The sequence below is a fragment of the Cupriavidus sp. P-10 genome (assembly GCF_003402535.2).
In the GTDB taxonomy this organism is placed as follows: Bacteria; Pseudomonadota; Gammaproteobacteria; order Burkholderiales; family Burkholderiaceae; genus Cupriavidus.
On record NZ_AP025172.1, the window covers coordinates 208,784 to 229,549 of the forward strand.

Sequence of the window (20,766 nt, forward strand, 5' to 3'; positions counted from 1 at the left end):
CCGCACGGGAATTTCCGAGGCTTCAGTTTCCGCGGCGGGTGTGGTGAAAAAGAGCAGCCCGCTCAGTGAAAGTACTACGCGATACGTCGCACGCATGTCGACGTTCCTCCTCCATTGTTCTCTCATCGCAGGGGTGTTTTTTGCCGCGCGCCCGCCCAAAGGCGGGCGCGGTGAATCCCTGCGCCTTTACTGCTTGCCGGCGACGAAGGCCAGCGAGGTGCCTCCCAGAGAAGTGACAATCCAGCTGTTGGTGTCCCACGTCACCTGGGCGAGCCCCTGTGTCACCACCGGCTGTGTGTATGCCGAACGCGGCAGTACCCAGGCGATGTCGGTCATGTCCGTCGGGTGGGTCGCCTGGAAGGCCCATGAGTTGCCGTTGTCGGTGGCCTGCCAGACGGTCTGCTGGCGCCGCTGGGCGAACTGCGCAAGCGTATCCATCGTGTACCAGCTGAACCGTCCGTTTGCCTTCACGTTGTCCGCCTTGTTGAAGATGACGTTGAGCGTCTTCGGATACGCGATAGCGCCCGCCGGGTGCATGTAGATCAGCCGGCTGGTGCGGTTCTTCGCCACGAAATCGATGAGCTGGCGGTACCAGGTGTTGATGTCGGCCACGGGCACGTTGAATTCCTCGAACTCCTCGAATGTCGCGTGCGGCCCGAACGGCATCACCGGAAAGGCGCGGATGGTGTTGTTCGACAGCACGCCATCGCGATAGCTGCGCGTCGGCGCCATCCCGGTATGGCCCAGGAAGTAGTAGCCGGTGTTGCCGTTGGCTTCGAGCCAGTTGACCGACCACTGCGGCGTATTGCCTTGCGGCGCGGAGTACTCGACCGCGGTGCGTCCGGTCACGCCTTCCACGCTCTGCTTGTTCAGCGATACATACTGCTCGAAGGAGGACTGGTTGGCCTCGCTGGCATTGGCACCCCAGTAGTCGTGGATCCATCCGCCATGGCTGCCGATCTTGTGCCCCTTCGATTGCAGGGACAGCAACAGAGTCTTTGCCGAAGTGTTCTGCGACAGGTTGACGCCCTTGCCGTCGCCGAAACTGATCTGGTCAGGGCCGGCAGTCACGGAAATGGAGAACGGGCTATTGCTGCTGTCGAAGGTGCCCCAGGTATTCATTTCCACCGCGGGCGCGATCTGGTCGCCGGCGCAGAGGTGCCAGTTCAGCACCAGCCCGCCGCGCGCCTTGGGTTGCGCAGAGAGCCGCGGCATCTTCATCAGGTTGGTGCCGAAGTAGCGCAGGAAGCCGTGCATCAGCATGCCGTCGGTCTGGCCCTTCAGGTAAGAGAGCGGCGTATTGACGAACAGCACCTGGCCGGAGCCGAAACTGCGCACCCCCGCCACCAGGCCGAAGTTCGGTGACGTGATCAGGGCAGAACCCGTGTAGGTGCCCTGCGTCACGAAGCTCGGATAAATCAGGAAGCCGTAGACATAACCCGAGATGCCTTCCACCGGATCGGTCGCGCCTGCGTCCCACACCATCGACTTGCCCGGCGGCACCTGCAGGGTCCGCAGCGTGGTTCCCAGGGCGGTGATCGGCCCTACGCCGATCATGTTGCCGAGCAACTGGTCATAGAGGACGTAGTCAACCCCGGCGAGATTGCTCAGCCTGCTTTTCGGGACGGCATAGAAGCCCGTGGTGGTCAGCGCGCCGAAGTCGTACACCAGCATCAGCTGCCCGCCCTGGCTGGTATAGGTTTCGAGCGCCGCGATCAGCGCATCGCTGGCGTTGACGTGCACCTGGTCAGGCAGGATCACGCCGGAGAACTGCGCCGGGGTCGTGCCCTGCTGGAACTGAGTGTCGTTGATGACCGTGATCTTCAGGCCTTCTTCCTGCGCCGCGTCGAGCCACGCCGACACGCGCGCATCGGGAAGGGCCAGGCCATCCGGCACCAGCAGCGCAATCTGGTTGGTCGCGGCGTGGGTCAGGGCCGGCACGGTCACGGCCAGCGCGAAGAACATCAGGAGCGCCCGGAGCACCAGGCTGCTGCTTCGCCGCAGGAGCGAATTGGATTTGTTGAACACGGTCTTCTCCCAGCGCGATGAATATCGGTTTGCCTCGCCGTGCATAGCGGTCATTGCGCGGCGCGCATCAATCCGGCTCGGCCCCCGGCGCCGGCGCAAGCGTGTACGTGCCCGACTTCACCTTCGGCCCGGACACGGCTTTCTTTGGCTTGATCGCCTTTAGCTTGTCCTTTTGCTCCTTGTTCTTGCCCTTCGCGTGCGATTCGTAGGCAAAGTCGATCTGGAAGCCATGGTTGTAGCCCTTCAACCCGCCCGGATCCGCCGGGCTCGCCGGCAGGTAGAGCGGGGCCTTGGCAGCGGTCGCCGCTGCTTCTTCGGTCAGCGCGGCATGGGCGGGCGCCGCTGCCAGGGCAGCGACCACAACCATTGCTGTTGCCGCCTTGGCCATCCTTGCAGCATCCGTTGCGATACATAAGCGCTTCATTGCCTTGCTCCTCCTGCTTGAGGCGGCCAGCGGGCCGTGGGGCCGTGGCGCTGTGCCGCTGATTTCGCTAGTGCTTGTCCTCGCTACAAACTGACGACGCTGGCGTCGACCGACTCATCGCCACCTTCCCGATACGCCTCGGGCGACGCCGCCTGCAGCGCAAAGACGATGCGTTCGCTGGCGCGGCCGTCGCCGAACGGGTTGTGCGCGCGCGCCATGCACGCGTATTCCTCCGGGTCGTTCAGCAACTGCTCCGCGGCGGCGATGAGGCGAGCGGGGTCGGTACCCACCAGCCGTGCGGTACCGGCGGCCACGGCTTCCGGCCGCTCGGTGGTTTCCCGTGTCACCAGCACCGGCTTGCCCAGGGCCGGCGCCTCCTCCTGGATGCCGCCGGAGTCGGTGACGATCAAATAGGCGCGCGACATCAGGAACACGAACGGCAGGTAGTCCTGGGGATCGATCAGGTGGATGTTCGGGTGCCCGCTCAGGATCGCCTGCACGGGGCCCTGCACGCACGGGTTCAGATGCACCGGATAGACGATCTGGACATCCGCATTGCGGTCCGCCAGCGTGCGCAGCGCGGTGAACAGGCGCTCGAACGGTGTACCGAAGTTCTCGCGCCGGTGTCCGGTCACCAGCACCATCCGCCGCGACTCGTCCAGGAAGGGGTACTGGCTTGCCAGCCGGCCGCGCATTTCGGCATCGGCGTCCAGCCGGGCCTTGACCTGCAACAACGCGTCGATGCCGGTGTTGCCGGTCAGGCTGATCCGCATCGGGTCGACGCCTTCGCGCAGCAAGGCTTCCTGTGCCTGTTGCGTTGGCGCGAAATGCCATGACGCCATCACGTCGGTCACGCGCCGGTTCATTTCTTCCGGCCACGGGGCGCTGAGATTGCCGGTGCGCAGTCCCGCTTCGACGTGGCCGATCGCCACGTTTCGATAGAAGGCCGCAAGCGTGGCGGCAAGCGTGGTGGTGGTGTCGCCGTGGACCAGCATGGCCTCCGGCAGGAAGCGGTCCAGCACCGTGTGTACGCCTGACAGCACGCGCGTCGTGATGTCGGACAGGCTTTGCCCTTGGCTGATTACGTTAAGGTCGAAGTCCGGCACGATTTCGAAGAGCCTGAGTACCTGGTCCAGCATCAGCCGGTGCTGTCCGGTGACGCAGACCCGCAGCTCGAAATTGCTGGATGCCCGGAGCCGGTGAATCAGCGGCGCCATCTTGATGGCTTCTGGGCGGGTTCCAAATACAGCGAGGACTTTCTTCGGCATGTGGGTCTCTCTTGTCAAAGGGAGCCTCGCCGGTGGGTTGGCGGACGATCTGTCTGTCAGATCGCCCCATCCTGCGCTAGCCGCAGGAGAGGCCGCGGTGCATCCCGACCAGAATCTCCTTTTTGTTATGTCGGGATATGCCTGCTGCGACATAACAGAGCGATGGTTGTGCCAGTGCCTTCTATTCCGTTGAATTCATTGCGAATTCGCTCTTTGCGACATGGCAGCGCGCCTGCCGCCGCCGCTCGGGTGGTTGCAGCGGTGTTACATAAAGTTCGGGGGAAATCGCGATGTCAATATCGAAGCGTGCGCAATGCCGCACTGCAACGGAGGGCCTCGCCATGAAAGGTGGCCTTGCAGGCGCTGCCTTGCCTCTCACGCCATACGTATCATGTGATGTCGGGTACCCGGCGCCGCAGCCTGGAATGCATCAGACTTGTTGCTCGATTTACGGATGGCGACAGCGGCAACGGCGCCGTAATGGTTGGATAACCGCTGCGAATGTACCGGATCAGGTCATTTTGCTAAGGCTAAATTTGGATAGATATTGCCAGGTCAATGTGCAGGGGTGTCCGCAATTCTGCTTTTCGGCTCGTTCAACGGTGGGAAGGGTGGACGGACTGGAGCAGACGGATCGGTTGCGAGAATGAAACGAAATTAATATCAGTGTTAATGATAATTAATAACTAAGTGCGCGCGCATGGGCTTGTTGGTTTACCTCATATCCATACGCTTGACCGTCATGCCTCCCTCCTTAGCGTCTAACGTGTCTTAGGCGACATCTGATGCCCCCGAGGCATCGAGTTTCATCAGAGCGCTGACATGCGCCTTCGCACTCGTGGCCAATGCGTCGAGGCTGTAACCCCCTTCCAGGATGGATACGATGCGGCCGTCGCACGTCTCGTCGGCAATCTGCATCAGTTCCTTGGTGATCCAATGGAAGTCGCTGTCCTCCAGGTTCATGCCAGCGAGGGGATCCAGGCGGTGCGCGTCGAATCCCGCGGAGACAATGAGGATTTCGGGGGCGAACGCCCTTAGCGCGGGAAGCACGAGGGCGGAAATCGCGGCACGGAACTGTGCCGGCTCACAGCCGCGAGGCAACGGAACGTTGACGATATTGTGGTTCACCCCTGTCTCGGACCGGGCTCCGGTACCGGGAAAGAAAGGCGACTGGTGGCTGGATGCATAGAACAGCTCCGGGCGGTCGAAGAATGCTGCCTGGGTGCCATTGCCGTGATGCACATCGAAATCCACCACAGCGACGCGCTCGAGTTTGTGGACCTCATAGGCGTAGGCTGCCGCGATCGCCGCCTGGTTGAAAATGCAAAAGCCCATCGCCTTCGCCGGTTCAGCGTGATGGCCGCACGGCCGCGTCGCGCAAAACACGTTACGCGCCTGGCCGTCCATGACCGCATCGACACCCGCGCAAGCAGCCCCCACGCAGCGCATGACGGCTTCCCACGAGCCCGGCGACATGACCGTATCGCCCGCGTCCAGCGGCACGTATCCGTGGGTGGGGGCGCTTTGCGCGATCTCGTCGATGTAGTACGAATCGTGGATCAATTGCAACTGCTCGACGGTGCCCATTGGCGCATCGCGCCATTCCAGCGAAGCGAACTCCGGCGCTCGCAACGCCTGCACGACGGCTCTCAGGCGTTCGGGCGACTCCGGATGTTGCGGCCCGGGGCGGTGTTCGAGACACGCGGTGTGGGTATAAATAATCGTAGTTGTCATGTTCGGCTGTCCTCGGTTTCAACCGGCGACGTTCCCTGAATCGCACTCCGGGGCCTACGTCGATCGTCACGGCAATCCAATCAGATATGTAATATATCAGAGGAGCAGGAAAGCCAACTGAGGGGTGGCCGGGATTCGAAAAGAACCCCGCGACGATGGTCTCAAGTGCGCGGCTTTTGCTCGCTGAGCAGTGACAGGATGCGTGGATCGTGGTCTACCCGCCGAGCTTCTACGATACGTACCGTTTCCGCATCTGGATGCGCGGGATTGAAGACGTAGTTAGCTGCATATGGCACCAGCACGCTGGGCACTTTCAGCAGCAAGGTCGAGCGCGATGCGAGCCATTCTGTGCCGGCGCTTCCGGACCAACTATTGTCGCTTTTCCAGTCCGCGGGCAAGTCCGGAATTTCCGCGACAGCGATGGCGTCTTCTACCTCGATCTGGAGGAGTTGGTAGTGCGTAGGGAGATCCTCCATCCGCCTGATATCTTGGTGTACGAGCACCTCGAGGAAGGCCAGGGCAGGATGCTCTGCCAGGTACACAACAGGCTGTCCTGCGAAGTGCCAGCGTCCGCCGGCACGCAGCCCCCCGATTCCCTTGAGATCCGCAAAATTGCTAATCCGCCAGAGAATCATCAGGCGAAGTATCCTTCGTCAATCTGGATAATCGCTTCCTCGACCAAACGTGCGCCTTGTTCAGTACTGGTCAGCTCCAGCGGCGACTTGGCGCCAAATCGTTGCTGGCTCGCTCGCAGCCACCGCAATGCCCGATCAGCCTCTCCAAACGTGCTGATCGCATGGGCAAGGATCCGGGCAAGCCGGATTGCTTTATCGGATTCGTCAACCGTGAGGGACTCGGCTCTTTCGCGACGGTGAGTCAGCGTGCGGCGCGGAATGATGAAGCTGATCTCGTCCCAGGCAAGCCCCGCATGGTGAAGGCTTTCTATGATCTCCGTCGGCAGACGTTCGACAGCGAGAGACACCAGGTCGGCATCCGAGTGAATTTTAGTGCCCAATGAATCACTTAATAGATCCAGATAGCGGCCGCGCGAGAGCGGATTTCCCCCTGTTGGCTGGAAGGCGATAGTCTGCATATTCGAACTCCATGGCAGAATGCCATATCATTATAGGCATTCTGCCAAACATCTGCCATGAGGAGCAGGGCGGGGCCGACCGGGGTTAGCCCGTCCAATGCGTCGGCGCTCGCTAAGCGCGCGAACTCCGCTTGCGGCTCGGTGACGTCTTTTCCCTCGACAAGCGCCCGATGTCTGCTGCGGGAATATCGTTGGCGGCGCGCTGTTCCAGATGGGCCACGAGCAGTTGTGCAACTGGCGACAACAGCGAGAAGTTACGGCAGCAGATGGCAAAGCGCCTTCGCGCCCAATCATTGCGCAGCGGCACTACGTGAACATTGAAGGCCGGCGCGATGGTCTGGGCAATTTCCGCCGGCAAGATGGCGATACCCAGGTTCGCGCGCACGCAACGCAGCGCGGCGTCGAAGGTCGAGACGACGGCGCGGTACACAATTCGGCGGCCGAGAATGGCGGCATGACGAACCAGCATGGTCTGGACAGCGGTTTGTGCCGGCATGGCGACATGGTCGAATCCGAGTGTCTCCTCGAAATCGCACGAATCGGCCCTGGCGAGCGGATGCGACGCCGGAACCACGGCCGCAAGTTGATCGCTTCGATAGTGCCGGATCTCAAAACCTTCCAGGTCGGCAGCATCCCAGCAGATGCCAAGGGGTGCCGAGCCCTCGCGCAATGAGCGCACGATTTCCGTGCTCAGGCTTTCTTCGATGCTGACACTGACATCGCGGTGCTCCGGCATTTGCAGGAACGCCGCAATGTCGTCCGGCAGCGACTCCGCCATGGAGGATACGGTGGCAAGGAGGCGCACCTGGCCGCGGATGCCAGACCCGAAGTCAGCCATGTCGCGGGCCACGCGGTCCGCGGCGGAAAGCATGGCGCGCGCATGGGCCAGCACAATTTCCCCTGCCGGGGTGGGAATCACGCCGCGACGGCGGCGCTCCAGCAGGGTGGTGCCGACAGTTTCCTCGAGTTGAGCCAGCCGTTTGCTGATGGCCGACGCGACGATGTGTTCCTGTTCGCCGGCGCGTGCCATGTTCTGCGTTTCGCAAACAGCGACAAAGAGGCGCAGAGTGGTCAGGTCGAGATCTCGCATGGATGAATTTTTTGGGTTTCCTGACAGGAATCTTAATGCGGACTTCACGCCTGAGAAGCAGATTTCGGGAATGTCTTTAGACTTTCCAATTTGGAACGCTATCGTGCACTAATCATCGCTGTTCCGGGATAACGGAAGGTCTTACAGTTGTGTCGTTGCCTCCCGCGTAGGCCATCGACTCACCCTTTCATTCAGGTCCCTGTCATGCCAGCCATCTACCCCACCCACGCCGTCATCCGCGAAGTCGGTCTCCGGGACGGCCTGCAAAGTATCCAGACCATCCTGCCCACCGAGCAGAAGAAAGCCTGGATTCGCCAGGCGCATGCCGCGGGCCAGCGTGAGATCGAAGTCGGCTCGTTCGTGCCTGCGCGCCTTTTGCCGCAACTGGCTGACACGGCCGAACTGGTCGCGTTTGCGCGCACCTTGCCGGGGCTGTTCGCCTCGGTGCTGGTACCGAACCTGCGCGGCGCGGAGAACGCCATCGAGAGCGGCGCGGACCTGATGATCGTGCCGCTGTCTGCGAGCCATGCGCACAGCGTGGCCAATCTTCGCAAGACACCCGACGAGGTGGTGGCGGAGGTGGCGCGCATCCGCGCGGCGCGCGACGCGGCCGGCTCGAAAACCCTGATCGAGGGCGGGGTAGGCACGGCCTTCGGCTGCACGATCCAGGGCCGGGTCGAACCGGATGAAGTCTTGCGCCTGATGCAGGCCTTGCTTGACGCCGGCGCCGACCGGGTCAGCCTGGCCGATACCGTTGGCTATGCCGACCCCGCCATGGTTCGCGGCCTCTTCGAGCGCGCCATTGCCATCGCCGGTGACCGCTTCTGGTGCGGGCATTTCCATGACACGCGCGGCCTGGGCCTGGCCAATGTGTTTGCCGCGCTGGAGGCCGGTGTCACCCGCTTTGACGCCTGCCTGGCTGGCATCGGCGGTTGCCCGCACGCGCCTGGCGCCAGCGGCAACGTGGCCAGCGAAGACCTGGCCTACATGCTGGCCAGCATGGGCATCGATACCGGCATCGACATCGACCGGCTGCTGGCGCTGCGTGAAGAGGTGGCCGGCTGGCTGGCCGGCGAAACGCTGCACGGCACGCTGTGGCGGGCGGGTTTGCCGAAGACCTTCGCCGGCGCGCCGACCCGCGCCGCTGCCTGATCAACGAATCGAACGGAATGCGAGACGACATGAACACTGCTCTTCAATACGACACCGAGCACGACACCGAGCACGACAGCGAGCACGACAGCGAGCGCCTGCCGCTGGCCGGCATCCGCGTGGTCGAATTCACGCACATGGTGATGGGCCCGACCTGCGGCATGATCCTCGCGGACCTCGGCGCTGAAGTCATCAAGGTCGAGCCGCCCGGCGGCGACAAGACGCGCAACCTGCCGGGGCTGGGCATCGGCTTCTTCCGCGCCTTCAACCGGAACAAGAAGAGCGTGGTGCTCGACATCACCACGGACGAAGGACGCGCCGCCGCGGTGGAACTGGTAAGCCAGTGCGACGTGCTGCTCGAGAACTTCCGTCCGGGCCTGATGCAGAAGCTGGGGCTCGATTATGAGACGCTGTCGGCAAAGCATCCCCGCCTCATCTACGTCTCGCACAAGGGCTTCCTGCCCGGGCCGTACGAGAACCGCCTGGCGCTTGACGAAGTGGTGCAGATGATGGGCGGGCTGTCGTATATGACCGGCCCCAAGGGCCGCCCGCTGCGCGCCGGGACATCGGTCAACGACATCATGGGGGGCATGTTCGGCGCGATCGGCGTGCTGGCTGCGCTGCGCGAGCGCGACAGCACCGGCCGCGGCCAGGAAATCCAGAGTGCGCTGTTCGAGAACTGCGTGTTCCTCGCGTCGCAGCACATGCAGCAGTTCGCCATGACCGGCGAAGTGCCGCCACCGATGCCGTCGCGCGTTTCGGCATGGAGCGTGTACGACGTCTTCACGCTGGCCGGCGGCGAGCAGCTTTTCATCGGCGCGGTCAGCGACAAGCAGTTCGTCACGTTGTGCAAGGTCCTGGAGCACCCGGAGCTGACGCAGCGGCCGGAGTATGCCGACAACGCGTCGCGCGTGGCCGTGCGGCCCAGGTTGCTGGAGGAGCTGGGCGTCATCCTGAAGGGCCATGATCCGGCGGAACTCGCGCCGAAGCTGGAAGCGGCCGGCATTCCGTATGCACCCATCATGCGCCCCGACCAGTTGCTCGACGATCCGCATCTGCAGGCCAGCGGCGGACTGGTGCCCATGCAGGTGGATGACGGCTCGACGGCGCCAACCGTGCTGCTGCCCCTGCTGATGGGCGGCCGCCGTCCCGGCGTGCGCCGTCCGCTGCCGAAGGCGGGCGAGCACAACGCCGAGTTCTTTCCGCAATCATCCGGAACGCCAGGCCAGGCCTGAGGCGGCATGCCCCGACAGCAGGACAAAACAAAGACCAGGAGACAAACCATGACCCCCGACCAGAGAGTATCCAACCCGGCCCGACGCCGTCTGTTCAGGCTTGCCACCGCCGTGGCGGCGTCGATGAGCATCGCCGCCGCGCCTGCCATCGCGCAGGGCGGCAAGCCGGTCCGTCTCATCCTGCCCATCAGCGCGGGCTCCGGCGTCGACACCATCGCACGTGCCGCCGTGCCGTCGCTTGCCAGGACCATGGGCCAGCCGGTGGTGGTCGAGAACATCCCCGGCGCGGGCGGTATCACCGGCGCTGCCGCGGTAGTCAAGGCCCAGCCTGACGGCAGCACGCTCGGGCTGGTGTCGAACAACCACGTGATCAACCCCAGCGTGTTCAAGAGCATGCCGTTCGACGCGATCAAGGACATCACGCCGATCAGCGTCATCGGCACGACACCGCTGGTACTGGTGGTCAATCCCAAGGTGCCCGCGAAGAACGTCAAGGAGCTGGTGGCGCTGCTCAAGGCAAAGCCGGATAGCTACAACCTGGCCTCGTCCGGCAACGGCACCATCATCCATCTGGCGGGCGAGATGTTCCTCGATGAAGCGGGCGTCACCGCGCGCCACGTGCCGTACAAGGGCACCGGCCCGATGCTGAACGATCTGCTCGCGGGGCAAGTGGAGATGGGAGTCGTCGCGCTCAACGCGGTGGCGGCGCATCTGAAGGCCGGCACGCTGCGTGCGATTGGCCTGTGCGGCGACAAGCGCTCAGCCGCCGCGCCTGAACTCCCCACCATCGCCGAACAAGGCTTGCCCAAGTACAACGTTGCTGGCTGGTTCGCGGTGGTCGGGCCCGCCGGCATGCCGGCCGCAGAAGTGAAGCGCGTCCATGATGCGTTCGCCAGGGCTTTCACCTCGCCTGAAGTCCTGGAGGCAATGAAGAAGCAAGGCACCCAGATCGAACCGGGCACGCCGGAGGCAGCCGCCAGCTTCTTCCGCAGTGAAGCCAGCCGCTATGCCGCGCTGGTGAAGAAAGCCAACGTGAAGGTCGAGTAAGCGGTCGAGTAAGCGGTCGAGTAAGCGGCCGCGGCCCGGCGGGCCGTCACATTTTTCCGCTGTCAACGCAGCCGGCGTCCTATCCGGGCGGGCCGCGGTGGCAGCCCTTTGTCTTCGATTCCATCATCATGACCATCTACAAGCTTGGCGAGTTCGTCCCCGCCATCGCCAGCGGCGCCTTTGTGGCAGCCGAAGCCACCATCATCGGCCGCGCCGAGCTCGCCGACGATGTTTCGGTCTGGCCCGGCGCCGTGATCCGCGCCGACAACGAACCGGTGACCATTGGCGCCGGCAGCAATGTGCAGGAAGGCGCCGTGCTGCACACCGACCCGGGTTGCCCGCTGACGCTGGGCGCCGGCGTGACCGTTGGCCACCAGGCCATGTTGCACGGCTGCACCGTTGGCGACGGTGCGCTGATCGGCATTCAGGCGGTGATCCTGAACAACGCGTCGATCGGCGCGGAGTCGTTGGTGGCCGCCGGCGCGCTGGTGACCGAAGGCAAGCAGTTCCCGCCGCGCTCCCTGATCCTTGGTTCGCCTGCCAAGGCGGTACGTGAGCTGAGCGAAGAAGAAGTGAAGAACCTGCGCGCCAACGCCGAGGACTACGTACGCCGGTCCGCGCGCTACCGGACGCTGCTCGAGAAGATCGGCTGAGCCGGCGGTCGCCACACAAGAGAATCCACAACCTCTGAGGACGCTTCCCTGAGCGCACCGCTGCCTGGCATTGCTGCATGCCGGGAAGCGGTCAGCCCGCGCAAGCCCCGACCCGACAGCAGGAGCTACGGCAATGTTGTTTCCTCCCATGCCCATCCAGCGCTTATCCGGTCAAGCGGTGACCATTGAGGACATCAGCCTTGAAGGCTGTCGGATTCCTGATGGCATGGACCTCGGGCAATTGCTTGCGGCTGTCGGGCGGCTGCATCAGTGTGGCCTGCGTCGAGTCTCGGTTGCGCCGTTGCCTTCGCACGTGACGAAGGGATTCACATGGCGGGCGTGGGAGTCAAGCCCGGATCCTGCAAGGATCTCCACGCCCGTCGATTCGATCGCCGCAGGGAGGGACGCGATCGCGGCGAGGCCGGACGTCATCGCCCTTCGCATCCGTGCCGACGATCGCCAGAAGTCACTGGACGAAATGCTTGAGGTCATGGAGGCAATCCCGCCCGACATTGCGGTTTCCGTGTGGATCGAAGCGGCCTTTGGCAAGGCCGGAAGCCGTGCGGAAAACGAAGCTGCCATTGACATCTGCGACCTCTTTGCCTCCAATGGTGCGCAGGAACTCATTCTGAGCGACACCGGCGGACAAGCCGGTCCGCTGCTGGTCGAACAGGGCTGCGACGGACTCCGGGAACGATGGCAGGGCAAGCATGTCGTGCTGGAGTTGAGCGACACCTACGGCATGGCATCGGCAAACATCATCGCGGCGATGGCTGCGGGAATCGACCAGTTTCGTTTCCCCGTTGCGCAGCGTGACAGCGCAGGGCATCTCGGACATGCCGCGCTGTTGCGGGTGCTGAGCGCAATGGAATGCCCCACCGGCATCCATGCGGATCGCTTGCGCGGGCAGTGGTGAACAGCAGGGCAGGCCTGCAAGACGGCCTATGGCTGCGGCGCTGGCTGTTCGGCACACCGCGGACGAGCGGCATGCCAGCGACCATCGCCGATGGCCTGCTCCACCAGTTCCTCCAGCAAGGCGGCAGTGTGTTCAGCGGCACGCGACAGCGCAAACAGCTTTGATGTTCCAAGGCAGGCCGTGCGCTGCAGGGAGCCATCCGCCAGCGTCACGGAATCGAGCAGGCCGTCGCGGCACGCCTGCTCGATGCCGCAGGCGGGCAGCACCGAAAACCCCAGCCCGTTCCTGACCGCATCGATCAGCAGCGCCGGCGCATTGATCTCGGCTACCACGTCGAGCCGGATGCCGCGCATCAGGCACTGCTGCTCCACGGCTTCCCGAATGCCGTTGGGAGGGCTCAGCATCAGCAGCGGCAGGGCGGCCAGTTCTTCAAGCGCGATGTTCTCGCGGCCGGCCAACGCGCCGCGCGGGCCCACGAGCCGAAGGGATTCGGTGGCCAGCGGCTTCAGCGCGAGGCTGTTGTCCGGCGTGTTGTCGAACACCACGGCAAGGTCGAGCCCGCCTTGCGCCACCTGTATCGCCAGTGCCGAACTGTGCCCTTCGACGACTTGCAGCCGGACTTGCGGCAGACGCTCGCGTACCTGTTGCAGCAAGTCCAGGCCGAGCACCGAGCGTACCGTCCAGGGCAGCCCGAGCGAGACCGGCCCGGTGGGCCCCGCGTCCGCCTGCTGTGCAAGCTCAGGGATCGCGTCGACCTGCTTCAGGATGAGCTGGGCCTGCCGCAGGACTGTCATGCCGGCCTCGGTCGGCATGACGCCGCGTACGCTGCGGATCAGCAGGCGCACGCCAAGCTCTTCCTCCAGCTTTGCGATCTGGGCGCTCAGGGCAGGTTGGGCGACGTGCAGCGACTGTGCCGCGCGCGACACGCTGCCTGCCTCCACGATCCCGACCAGGTATTTCAATTGACGCAGTTCCAAGCGCTGCTCCTCGGGGCGATCGAACCGCAAGCATTATCGCGCCGAAAACCATAGCGAATCGATATGGGGATAACGGCAATCCGTATTTTTCCAGGCAAGCAGGAATCCATACACTGGCTGTTCCAGACCAGGAGACGATGTGAGCGGACAAATCACCATAGCGCGCGAGGGACCGGTAGCTACCGTGACCATCGATAACGAGGCCAAGCGCAACGCGCTGTCGCAGGCCATGTGGATCGCCATGGGCGATGCCATGGAAACGCTGGGCAACGAACCGGGCCTGCGCTGCATCGTGCTGCGCGGCGCCGGCACCGAAGCCTTCGGCAGCGGCGCGGATATCGACGAATTCGAATCGATCCGCGCCAGCAAGGCGCAGGCCATTGCCTTTGCCCGCGACGGCCATCGCGCCATGGGCGCAGTGCGGGACTGCCCGGTTCCGACCATTGCCGCCATTCGCGGCGCCTGCGTCGGCGGCGGGCTGGAGCTGGCTGCGGGCTGCGATATCCGCATGGCCAGCGACGATGCCCGTTTCGCGGTGCCGATCGCACGCCTGGGCGCCACGCTGGCCTATCCGGAGCTGCAAGGCCTGGTACGCGTCGCCGGCTTCGATGTCGCGCTTGAAATGCTGCTCGAGGGCCGGCTGATGCCGGCCGCCGAAGCTTGTGCCAAGGGCCTGGTGCAACGCGTTGTGCCCGCCGGGCAGTTCGAGGCCGAGCTGGGCAAGACTGTGGCGCGCGTCGTGGCGGGCGCGCCGCTGGCGGCGCGGTGGCACAAGCGCTTCGTTGCACGGCTGCGCCAGGGCACGCCGCTGAGCGACGAAGAACTCGCCGAAGGCTACGCCTGCTTCGACACCGAAGACTACGTGGAAGGCTATCGCACCTTCCTGTCCCGTACCGCCCCACGATTCCAAGGAAGGTAGAGCAACATGCATCCATCACAAGCTGCGCGCGGCCCGCTGGCCGGCCTGCGCGTCGTTGAACTCGCGCACGTCATGGCTGGCCCCGTCGGGGGCCTGCTGCTCGCCGACATGGGCGCGGACGTGGTCAAGGTAGAGAAGCTGCCCGGCGGCGACGACACGCGCCGTACCACGCCGCCGGAGATCGAAGGCGAGTCGGCATCGTTCATGATCCTGAACCGCAACAAGCGCGGCATTGCCGTCGACCTGAAAAGCGCGCGAGGCCTCGAGCTGGTCACACGGCTGGTCGCGCAGGCCGACATCGTGGTCGAGAACTACCGCCCCGGCACCATGGAGAAGCTGGGCCTCGGCTATGACGTGCTGTCCCGGCTCAATCCCGGACTGGTCTATTGCAAGATCACCGGGTTTGGCCTGACCGGGCCGTATGCGCAGCGTGCCGGCTATGACCTGATCTCGCAGGGCATGTCCGGCCTGATGGGGCTGTCCGGAGAGGGCCCGGGCCGGCCGCCGGTCAAGGTCGGGGTGCCGGTCGGCGACGTGACTGCCGGCATCCTGGCGGCAACCGGCGTCCTGGCCGCCTATATCGAGCGCTTGCGGACCGGCCAGGGGCAATACGTCGATACCTCGCTGCTGGAAGCATCGCTGGTGCATACCTATTGGCCGGTGGCGCTCGCGTTCGCCACCGGACAGTCCGCCGGACCGATGGGGTCGGCGCACCCGGTAGCCGCGCCTTACCAGGCCTTTCCGACCGCCGACGGCTGGCTGAATATCGGGGCGATGAGCCAGGGCACCTGGGCCGGTGCCTGCGAGGTGCTCGGCATGGCCTGGATGCTGACTGACGAGCGCTTTGCCACCAACGGCGCCCGCATGGCCAACCGCGAGGCCCTGGTGGCACAGATGAGCCAGGTATTGGCCAGCCGCACCACGGAGGAATGGGTGCTCGCCTTCGAGCAGGCGGGCGTTCCGGCGGGTCCGGTCAAGAACATGGTGCAGGTACTGGAAGACCCCCAGACACGGGCGCGCGACATGGTGATCCGGGTGGAGCACCCTGTCGCGGGCGAAATCGACGCGCTGGGCTGCCCGATCAAGTTCTCGCACGGGAACGGCGTGACCCGGCGGGGTGCCCCTTTGTATGGCCAGCACACCGCAGAGGTCATGGGTGAACTCGGCTACTCGGCGGCTGAGATCGAAGCGCTGGTGCAGGGCGGCATTGTCCATGTCGCGCAGCCCGCGCCTGTGCCGGCCTGATCCGGAATTCCGGCTGCCGCATTGCACGGCAGCCGCCCGACATAACGATGGAGACACTATGCTGATCAAACGCCCCCACACGGCGCGCAGGCAATGCCTGACCTCGCTATTTCGTGCCGTCGCCGCTGCGGCACTGCTTGCCAGTCCGATAGCCGCACAGGCTGCGTGGCCCGACAAGCCCATCCGCATCGTGGTGCCGTCCGCGCCCGGCGGCAGCGCCGATGCGATCGCCCGCCTGGTCGGCGAGCGCCTGTCACGCGCGCTTGGCCAGCCGGTCGTGATCGACAACAAGGGCGGGGGCGGGGGCAATATCGCCACCGAAGCCGTGGCACGCTCCGCTGCGGATGGCTACACGCTGCTGCTGACTGGCAACAACCATGCGCTGAATGTCTCGCTGTTTGCCAGGGCGCCCTACAAGCTGGACGATTTCACAGCGGTGATCGAACTGACGCGGGGGCCGTCCGTGTTCGTGTCGGGGCCAACCACGCCATTCGCCAGCCTGGGCGACCTGATCCGGCAGGCAAAGGCTGCGCCGGACAGCATTGCCTTCGGCAGCCCCGGCATCGGCCTGCCCAGCCATATCGCGTTCGAGATGTTCGAGCGCGACGCGGGCGTCAGGCTGGTCCACGTGCCGTACAAGGGATCGGGCCCGTCGCTGGCGGATGCCATGGGAGGGCAGGTGCCGCTGGTGTCGTCGACGCTGGCCGCGGCGATGCCGCACGTCAAGGCCGGCAAACTGCGGGCGCTCGCTGTGACCTCGGCCACGCGCTGGCCGTCGCTGCCGGAGGTCCCGACCGTCGCTGAAATCACCGGCACCCGCTTCCAGCACATGACGTGGCTTGGGATCCTGGCGCCGAAGGGCACGCCGGCGAACGTTGTCGCCCGGCTCAACCAGCAGCTCGATGGCATCATCCAGTCGCCGGATCTCAAGGCCAGGCTCGAAGCCCTTGGAACCAACGCAGTTGGCGGATCGGCGGTGGCTTTCCAGAAGGTCATCGATACCGAAGCGGCCGCTTCCCGCACGTTGGTGCAGGCCGCGAACCTCAAGGCGGAATAGGTGGGATGAACGTGGATACCTGCACAGTGCCTGCACCGTCGAAGCCGATGCGCCCGGCATTCCCGACCGCCGCCAGCATCGATGATCTGAGAGCTTTGGCGCGGAGGCGCCTGCCACGCATGGTCTTCGACTACATCGACGGCGCTGCCGGTGATGAAGCCACCGCGCGCCGCAACCGCTCGGCGTTCGAGCACTACCTGCTGCCCCAGGAAGTGCTGGTCGACCTGTCCAGCCGCGACACGGGCACCACCGTGTTCGGCAGCCGGATCGAAGCGCCGATCATCATCGCTCCGACCGGCATGAATGGCGCATACTGGCCGGATGGCGACCTGTGCCTGGCGCGGGCGGCCGCAAGGATGGGCATTCCGTTCGTCATGAGCACGGCCTGCACGGTTGGCCTGGACGCCTTGCGTGAGGCAGCGGGTCCGTTGCGGTGGTTCCAGCTCTATATGCTGCGCGACCGCGGGCTTGCCGCCGCGCTGCTGGCCCGCGTGCATGCCGCCGGCTTTGCCGTGCTGGAGCTGACCGTCGATACCGCGGTGACCGGGCGCCGCGCCCGCGATATCCGCAATGGCTTCACGCTGCCGTTCCAATGGAATGCGCAAAAGCTGCTGGATGTATCCCGACGGCCTCGCTGGGCCCTGCAGATGCTGCGGTCGGGCTCACCCACGCTGCGGCTGTTTGCGGAAACCGTGGGGCGTCTTCCCACCGGCTCGACCATTGCCGAAGTCATGCAGCAGCAGATCAGCAATGCGTTCACGTGGGACGACCTCGCCTGGTTGCGCGCGCAATGGCCGGGCAAGCTGGTACTGAAGGGTGTGATGACCGCTGCGCAGACCTGTCGCGCCATCGATGCAGGCGCGGACGGCGTGGTGGTGTCCAACCATGGCGGGCGGCAGCAGGACGGCGCGCGCTCTGCCATCGAATGCCTGCCTGGGGTGGTCGATGCCGCCGCCGGCCGGGTGGAGGTGCTGGCTGACAGCGGCTTTCGCACCGGTGCAGACATCGTCAAGGCCATCGCGCTGGGGGCCAGCGCAGTTCAGGTGGGCCGCGCAGCGCTCTTCGGCCTGGCCGCCGGCGGAGAAGCCGGCGTCTGTCAGGCAATCGCCATACTTGCGGATGAATTCGACCGCGCGATGGCATTGACAGGAGCGACCTCGATCCAGGCACTGCGCGGCCGTATTGAGGCCTGTTAGGAAATTGGTGGAGTGGACCTCCATCTGCGTTACTTCGGACCCTTCGGCCAAGTCAAAACCTTGGGCTATGTCTCCCGGACGGACGACCGCGCAGCGCAGGCGCCGGCCGAAGGAGTTGGTCCGTCAGCGCCAGACAACGAACGCTGTCAGGCAATCCGGCCAACCACCGGAATCACCCCGAAGGCAACGGTAGCCAGCATCATGACCACCGCCGCCGACAGCGCCCAGAGCAGGGTATAGCGCTGGTGATCGCCAAACTCGACCTCGGCCAGGCCAACCAGCAAATAGGTCGACGCGACCAGGGGGCTCAGCAGGTGAACCTGCTGCCCGATCAGCGACGCGCGCCCGATCTCCGCCGCCCCGATGCCATAGACAGCGGCAGCCTTGGCCAGGATCGGCAGGATGCCAAAATAGAACGCGTCGTTCGAGACGAAGAATGTGAATGGAATGCTCAGCACCCCGGTCACGAGGGCCATGTAGGGGCCCATCCAGTCCGGCACGGCGCTGATAACGCTGTTTGCGATGGCGTCGACCATCTTGGTGCCCGACAGGATGCCCACGAAGATGCCGGCGGCGAAGATCAGCGAGACGACCGGCACGACGTTGGCGGCATGCGCGCCGATTCGCTCCTTCTGTTCGTGCAGGCTCGGGTAGTTGACCATCAGCGCGATGGCGGATGCAACGATGAACAGCGCAGGCAGCGGGAAGGTGCCGAGAATCAGTAGCACCATCAGGCCGATGGTCAGCAGGAAGTTGAACCACAGCAGCTTCGGCCTGGCGATCTGTGGATCGCCAGCGGCGACATCCAGCGCGGCATGGCCGTCATGACCGGAGCCGGCCGTCATCAGGGCGATGCTGCCGAGCCGGTTGCGTTCGCGGCGGCGAAGCAGGAATGCCACGAACAGGCCCCACATGCCGGTGACAACCATCGGCAGGATCATCGGCACGAACAGCGAGCCCGCGTCCACGCCCAGCGCGCTGGCGGCGCGCGCGGTCGGACCGCCCCAGGGCAGGATGTTCATGAGCCCGCCCGCCATCATGATCACGCAGGCCAGCACAAGCCGGCTGATGCCCAGCCGCTTGTAGAGCGGAAGCATCGCTGCGCAGGTGATCATATAGGTGGTCGACCCGTCGCCGTCGAGCGACACCAGTGCGGCCAGCCCGAAGGTACCCATGACGATCTTGACCGGATCGCCGCCCACCACCTTCAGAATCGCGCGCACCACCGGATCGAACAGGCCGGCATCAATCATCACGCCGAAATACAGGATGGCGAACATCAGCATCACGCCGGTCGGCGCCAGTTTCTTGACGCCGTCCAGCATCATCGGGCCGAGTTCCGGGCCGAAGCCGCCGATCGCGCCGAACGCAATGGGAACGAGGATCAGCGCCACCATGGCGGAGAGTCGCTTGGTCATGATCAGTGCCATGAACACGATCACCATCGAATAGGCGAGCAGGGTCAACATCTTCTTCTGAATCTCTCTGTCGCCCTGCCGCGTGGGCAGCTTGGGGCGGTGTGGGTGCGTTCGTCTGGCGCACGAGGTTAAGGCGAGGCCGATCCCGCCGGCACGGCAGATGTGCCGGAGTGGAATGACCGCGGAAGGGACAGTCTCGTGCGCTGGCCCGTGCGGGCCGCGCCGGCAAGACTTGCCGCCAATCGCGCTGGCAAGGGGGCAGATTCTAGGCGGGGAAGGCTGTCAGCAAACTGTCAATGTGCCTGCTGGGTCATTGGGGTTTACGCGGGGGAGGGATCTGCATGGAAACGCTGCGACGCCAATTCGAGCCGCCAGATGCTGGCACTGGATCCACTCCATCCGACCGCTCTGAACGCAATTGCCAGTGCTGGCAGCACTGGTCGACCCCACTTCTATACTGAGCTTGTGAGTGCGAGACTTGCGCTCGACGGTGGTGCGGTGGCGCGCGCCAGTCCCGGTAATCGTGACCTTGATCCTGGCCAGCCCAGCGCTAGCCAGCACCACGACCCGCTGGGCGGGAATGTACTCGTGGGTTCATATTTGGCCAGGATTCGGGCAAGGAGAATTTCATGGACAACGCTCAAGGACAACTCGTCTCTACCCTGAACCACCTCATCGAAGTCGGCAAGGACGGCGAACTCAGCTGCTTGACCGGCGCCCGTGAAGTGCATGATGCCGAGATGCGCAGCATCCTGGCAGGTACCGCCGAAACCTGCCGCAACTCGGTGACCGAACTGCAGGCCCTGGTCAGCGCCATGGGCGCCGTGCCGCGCGACCGTGGCACCATGACGGGCACGATGCATCGCGCCTGGATGGAAGTGATGCACATCATCGCGCCGCACAATGATGACGCGGTGCTGCAATTGTGCGAACGCGAGGAAGAGGCGGCCAGGCGCGAGTACCGCTCGGCGCTGACGAAAGACATGCCGGAGGAAATCCGCTCGGTGGTCCAGCGCCAGTACGAGGGCATGCAGAAGTATCACGAACGCATCCACGCCATGCGTGGCATGCAGATTCACTGATGCGCTGAATCACGTCAAGTTGGCGCTGCAGTGACGCCTGATTGACCCGATCGCACCACGCGGGCCGGCAGCTGGCAAGCTGCACGGCCCGTGCTCCTGTGCACGTACACGGAGTGTTCCACCGTGTACTTGTAAGCCGGCCATGCTCGAAAGGTGCCGCCGCTACCGAAGCCCAGCAGTGCTCCATCGCTTCAACCTTGATTGCCACAAGCACGGGCGACATTCCAACAGG

General features: G+C 64.5%; 19 protein-coding genes and 1 pseudogene. 10 read left to right on the forward strand and 10 right to left on the reverse strand.

Going from position 1 to position 20,766, the window contains the following annotated elements; translation table 11 throughout:
• Positions 1-186 precede the first annotated feature (186 nt).
• The 7 genes from CTP10_RS30975 to CTP10_RS31005 all read right to left on the reverse strand — a co-directional run bounded on the left by CTP10_RS30975 (position 187) and on the right by CTP10_RS31005 (position 7,637).
• Complete coding sequence (locus CTP10_RS30975; protein ID WP_442875261.1) at positions 187-1,965, reverse strand: hypothetical protein; 1,779 nt, start codon at positions 1,963-1,965, stop codon at positions 187-189.
• Between the two features lie 130 nt (positions 1,966-2,095).
• On the reverse strand, positions 2,096-2,416 hold the full coding sequence (locus CTP10_RS30980; protein WP_233528020.1) for a hypothetical protein: 321 nt from the start codon (positions 2,414-2,416) through the stop codon (positions 2,096-2,098).
• Positions 2,417-2,535: 119 nt separating this feature from the next.
• Entirely contained in the window at positions 2,536-3,720 is a 1,185-nt protein-coding gene (gene wecB / locus CTP10_RS30985) for a non-hydrolyzing UDP-N-acetylglucosamine 2-epimerase (RefSeq protein WP_116318527.1), read from the reverse strand.
• A gap of 771 nt (positions 3,721-4,491) precedes the next feature.
• Positions 4,492-5,454 carry a histone deacetylase family protein gene (locus tag CTP10_RS30990; protein ID WP_116318528.1) on the reverse strand — a complete coding sequence of 321 codons (963 nt, stop codon included), beginning with the start codon at positions 5,452-5,454 and terminating at the stop codon, positions 4,492-4,494.
• 161 nt (positions 5,455-5,615) lie between these two features.
• On the reverse strand, positions 5,616-6,092 hold the full coding sequence (locus tag CTP10_RS30995; protein ID WP_116318529.1) for an RES family NAD+ phosphorylase: 477 nt from the start codon (positions 6,090-6,092) through the stop codon (positions 5,616-5,618).
• Positions 6,089-6,547 (reverse strand): antitoxin Xre/MbcA/ParS toxin-binding domain-containing protein, encoded by a 459-nt coding sequence (locus CTP10_RS31000; protein ID WP_116318530.1) that lies wholly within the window; start codon positions 6,545-6,547, stop codon positions 6,089-6,091. The genes CTP10_RS30995 and CTP10_RS31000 overlap by 4 nt, the downstream gene beginning before the upstream one ends.
• A 112-nt stretch (positions 6,548-6,659) precedes the next feature.
• Complete coding sequence (locus tag CTP10_RS31005; RefSeq protein ID WP_116318531.1) at positions 6,660-7,637, reverse strand: LysR family transcriptional regulator; 978 nt, start codon at positions 7,635-7,637, stop codon at positions 6,660-6,662.
• Between the two features lie 204 nt (positions 7,638-7,841).
• Here CTP10_RS31005 and CTP10_RS31010 point away from each other — a divergent pair, with 204 nt between their 5' ends.
• From CTP10_RS31010 to CTP10_RS31030, 5 genes are all read left to right on the forward strand, one after another.
• Positions 7,842-8,789 carry a hydroxymethylglutaryl-CoA lyase gene (locus tag CTP10_RS31010; RefSeq protein ID WP_116318532.1) on the forward strand — a complete coding sequence of 316 codons (948 nt, stop codon included), beginning with the start codon at positions 7,842-7,844 and terminating at the stop codon, positions 8,787-8,789.
• A 29-nt stretch (positions 8,790-8,818) separates the two neighbouring features.
• Positions 8,819-10,024, forward strand: a complete 1,206-nt coding sequence (locus CTP10_RS31015) for a CaiB/BaiF CoA transferase family protein (protein ID WP_116318628.1) — start codon at positions 8,819-8,821, stop codon at positions 10,022-10,024.
• 123 nt (positions 10,025-10,147) lie between these two features.
• The gene (locus CTP10_RS31020) at positions 10,148-11,071 is read left to right on the forward strand and encodes a tripartite tricarboxylate transporter substrate binding protein (RefSeq protein WP_233528036.1); all 924 of its coding nucleotides are present in this window, start codon (positions 10,148-10,150) and stop codon (positions 11,069-11,071) included.
• Positions 11,072-11,199: 128 nt separating this feature from the next.
• Positions 11,200-11,724, forward strand: coding sequence for a gamma carbonic anhydrase family protein (locus CTP10_RS31025; protein WP_116318534.1), 525 nt, complete (start codon positions 11,200-11,202; stop codon positions 11,722-11,724).
• Between the two features lie 133 nt (positions 11,725-11,857).
• On the forward strand, positions 11,858-12,640 hold the full coding sequence (locus CTP10_RS31030; RefSeq protein ID WP_116318535.1) for a hypothetical protein: 783 nt from the start codon (positions 11,858-11,860) through the stop codon (positions 12,638-12,640).
• A 26-nt stretch (positions 12,641-12,666) separates the two neighbouring features.
• On the opposite strand, the gene CTP10_RS31035 is transcribed toward CTP10_RS31030, so the two are convergent.
• Positions 12,667-13,617 (reverse strand): LysR family transcriptional regulator, encoded by a 951-nt coding sequence (locus tag CTP10_RS31035; RefSeq protein WP_199414542.1) that lies wholly within the window; start codon positions 13,615-13,617, stop codon positions 12,667-12,669.
• A gap of 139 nt (positions 13,618-13,756) precedes the next feature.
• Between CTP10_RS31035 and CTP10_RS31040 the strand changes: the two genes are divergently transcribed.
• From CTP10_RS31040 to CTP10_RS31055, 4 genes are all read left to right on the forward strand, one after another.
• Complete coding sequence (locus tag CTP10_RS31040) at positions 13,757-14,536, forward strand: enoyl-CoA hydratase/isomerase family protein (RefSeq protein ID WP_116318537.1); 780 nt, start codon at positions 13,757-13,759, stop codon at positions 14,534-14,536.
• A gap of 6 nt (positions 14,537-14,542) precedes the next feature.
• Complete coding sequence (locus tag CTP10_RS31045; RefSeq protein ID WP_116318538.1) at positions 14,543-15,781, forward strand: CaiB/BaiF CoA transferase family protein; 1,239 nt, start codon at positions 14,543-14,545, stop codon at positions 15,779-15,781.
• A gap of 58 nt (positions 15,782-15,839) precedes the next feature.
• On the forward strand, positions 15,840-16,838 hold the full coding sequence (locus tag CTP10_RS31050) for a tripartite tricarboxylate transporter substrate binding protein (RefSeq protein ID WP_233528021.1): 999 nt from the start codon (positions 15,840-15,842) through the stop codon (positions 16,836-16,838).
• A gap of 119 nt (positions 16,839-16,957) precedes the next feature.
• The gene (locus tag CTP10_RS31055; protein ID WP_271816094.1) at positions 16,958-18,034 is read left to right on the forward strand and encodes an alpha-hydroxy acid oxidase; all 1,077 of its coding nucleotides are present in this window, start codon (positions 16,958-16,960) and stop codon (positions 18,032-18,034) included.
• 146 nt (positions 18,035-18,180) lie between these two features.
• Here the strand turns inward: CTP10_RS31055 and CTP10_RS31060 are convergent, their stop codons facing one another.
• The gene (locus CTP10_RS31060) at positions 18,181-19,503 is read right to left on the reverse strand and encodes a CitMHS family transporter (protein ID WP_116318539.1); all 1,323 of its coding nucleotides are present in this window, start codon (positions 19,501-19,503) and stop codon (positions 18,181-18,183) included.
• Between the two features lie 578 nt (positions 19,504-20,081).
• Here CTP10_RS31060 and CTP10_RS31065 point away from each other — a divergent pair.
• Complete coding sequence (locus CTP10_RS31065) at positions 20,082-20,534, forward strand: PA2169 family four-helix-bundle protein (RefSeq protein WP_116318540.1); 453 nt, start codon at positions 20,082-20,084, stop codon at positions 20,532-20,534.
• A gap of 95 nt (positions 20,535-20,629) precedes the next feature.
• Here the strand turns inward: CTP10_RS31065 and CTP10_RS31070 are convergent.
• Positions 20,630-20,725: pseudogene (locus CTP10_RS31070) on the reverse strand (GNAT family N-acetyltransferase); the annotation flags it as partial.
• Positions 20,726-20,766: the final 41 nt, after the last annotated feature.

Excerpts from the sequence above, each read along its gene's own strand:
- CTP10_RS31005 (WP_116318531.1), bottom strand. The coding sequence starts at position 7,637 with ATGCGAGATCTCGACCTGACCACTCTGCGCCTCTTTGTCGCTGTTTGC.
- CTP10_RS31045 (WP_116318538.1), top strand. The coding sequence starts at position 14,543 with ATGCATCCATCACAAGCTGCGCGCGGCCCGCTGGCCGGCCTGCGCGTC.
- CTP10_RS30990 (WP_116318528.1), bottom strand. The coding sequence starts at position 5,454 with ATGACAACTACGATTATTTATACCCACACCGCGTGTCTCGAACACCGC.
- CTP10_RS31065 (WP_116318540.1), top strand. The coding sequence starts at position 20,082 with ATGGACAACGCTCAAGGACAACTCGTCTCTACCCTGAACCACCTCATC.
- CTP10_RS30975 (WP_442875261.1), bottom strand. The coding sequence starts at position 1,965 with ATGTTCTTCGCGCTGGCCGTGACCGTGCCGGCCCTGACCCACGCCGCG.
- CTP10_RS31025 (WP_116318534.1), top strand. The coding sequence starts at position 11,200 with ATGACCATCTACAAGCTTGGCGAGTTCGTCCCCGCCATCGCCAGCGGC.
- CTP10_RS31020 (WP_233528036.1), top strand. The coding sequence starts at position 10,148 with ATGAGCATCGCCGCCGCGCCTGCCATCGCGCAGGGCGGCAAGCCGGTC.
- CTP10_RS31010 (WP_116318532.1), top strand. The coding sequence starts at position 7,842 with ATGCCAGCCATCTACCCCACCCACGCCGTCATCCGCGAAGTCGGTCTC.
- CTP10_RS31030 (WP_116318535.1), top strand. The coding sequence starts at position 11,858 with ATGTTGTTTCCTCCCATGCCCATCCAGCGCTTATCCGGTCAAGCGGTG.
- CTP10_RS31060 (WP_116318539.1), bottom strand. The coding sequence starts at position 19,503 with ATGTTGACCCTGCTCGCCTATTCGATGGTGATCGTGTTCATGGCACTG.
- CTP10_RS31055 (WP_271816094.1), top strand. The coding sequence starts at position 16,958 with ATGGTCTTCGACTACATCGACGGCGCTGCCGGTGATGAAGCCACCGCG.
- CTP10_RS31015 (WP_116318628.1), top strand. The coding sequence starts at position 8,819 with ATGAACACTGCTCTTCAATACGACACCGAGCACGACACCGAGCACGAC.
- wecB (WP_116318527.1), bottom strand. The coding sequence starts at position 3,720 with ATGCCGAAGAAAGTCCTCGCTGTATTTGGAACCCGCCCAGAAGCCATC.
- CTP10_RS30980 (WP_233528020.1), bottom strand. The coding sequence starts at position 2,416 with ATGGCCAAGGCGGCAACAGCAATGGTTGTGGTCGCTGCCCTGGCAGCG.
- CTP10_RS31050 (WP_233528021.1), top strand. The coding sequence starts at position 15,840 with ATGCTGATCAAACGCCCCCACACGGCGCGCAGGCAATGCCTGACCTCG.
- CTP10_RS31000 (WP_116318530.1), bottom strand. The coding sequence starts at position 6,547 with ATGCAGACTATCGCCTTCCAGCCAACAGGGGGAAATCCGCTCTCGCGC.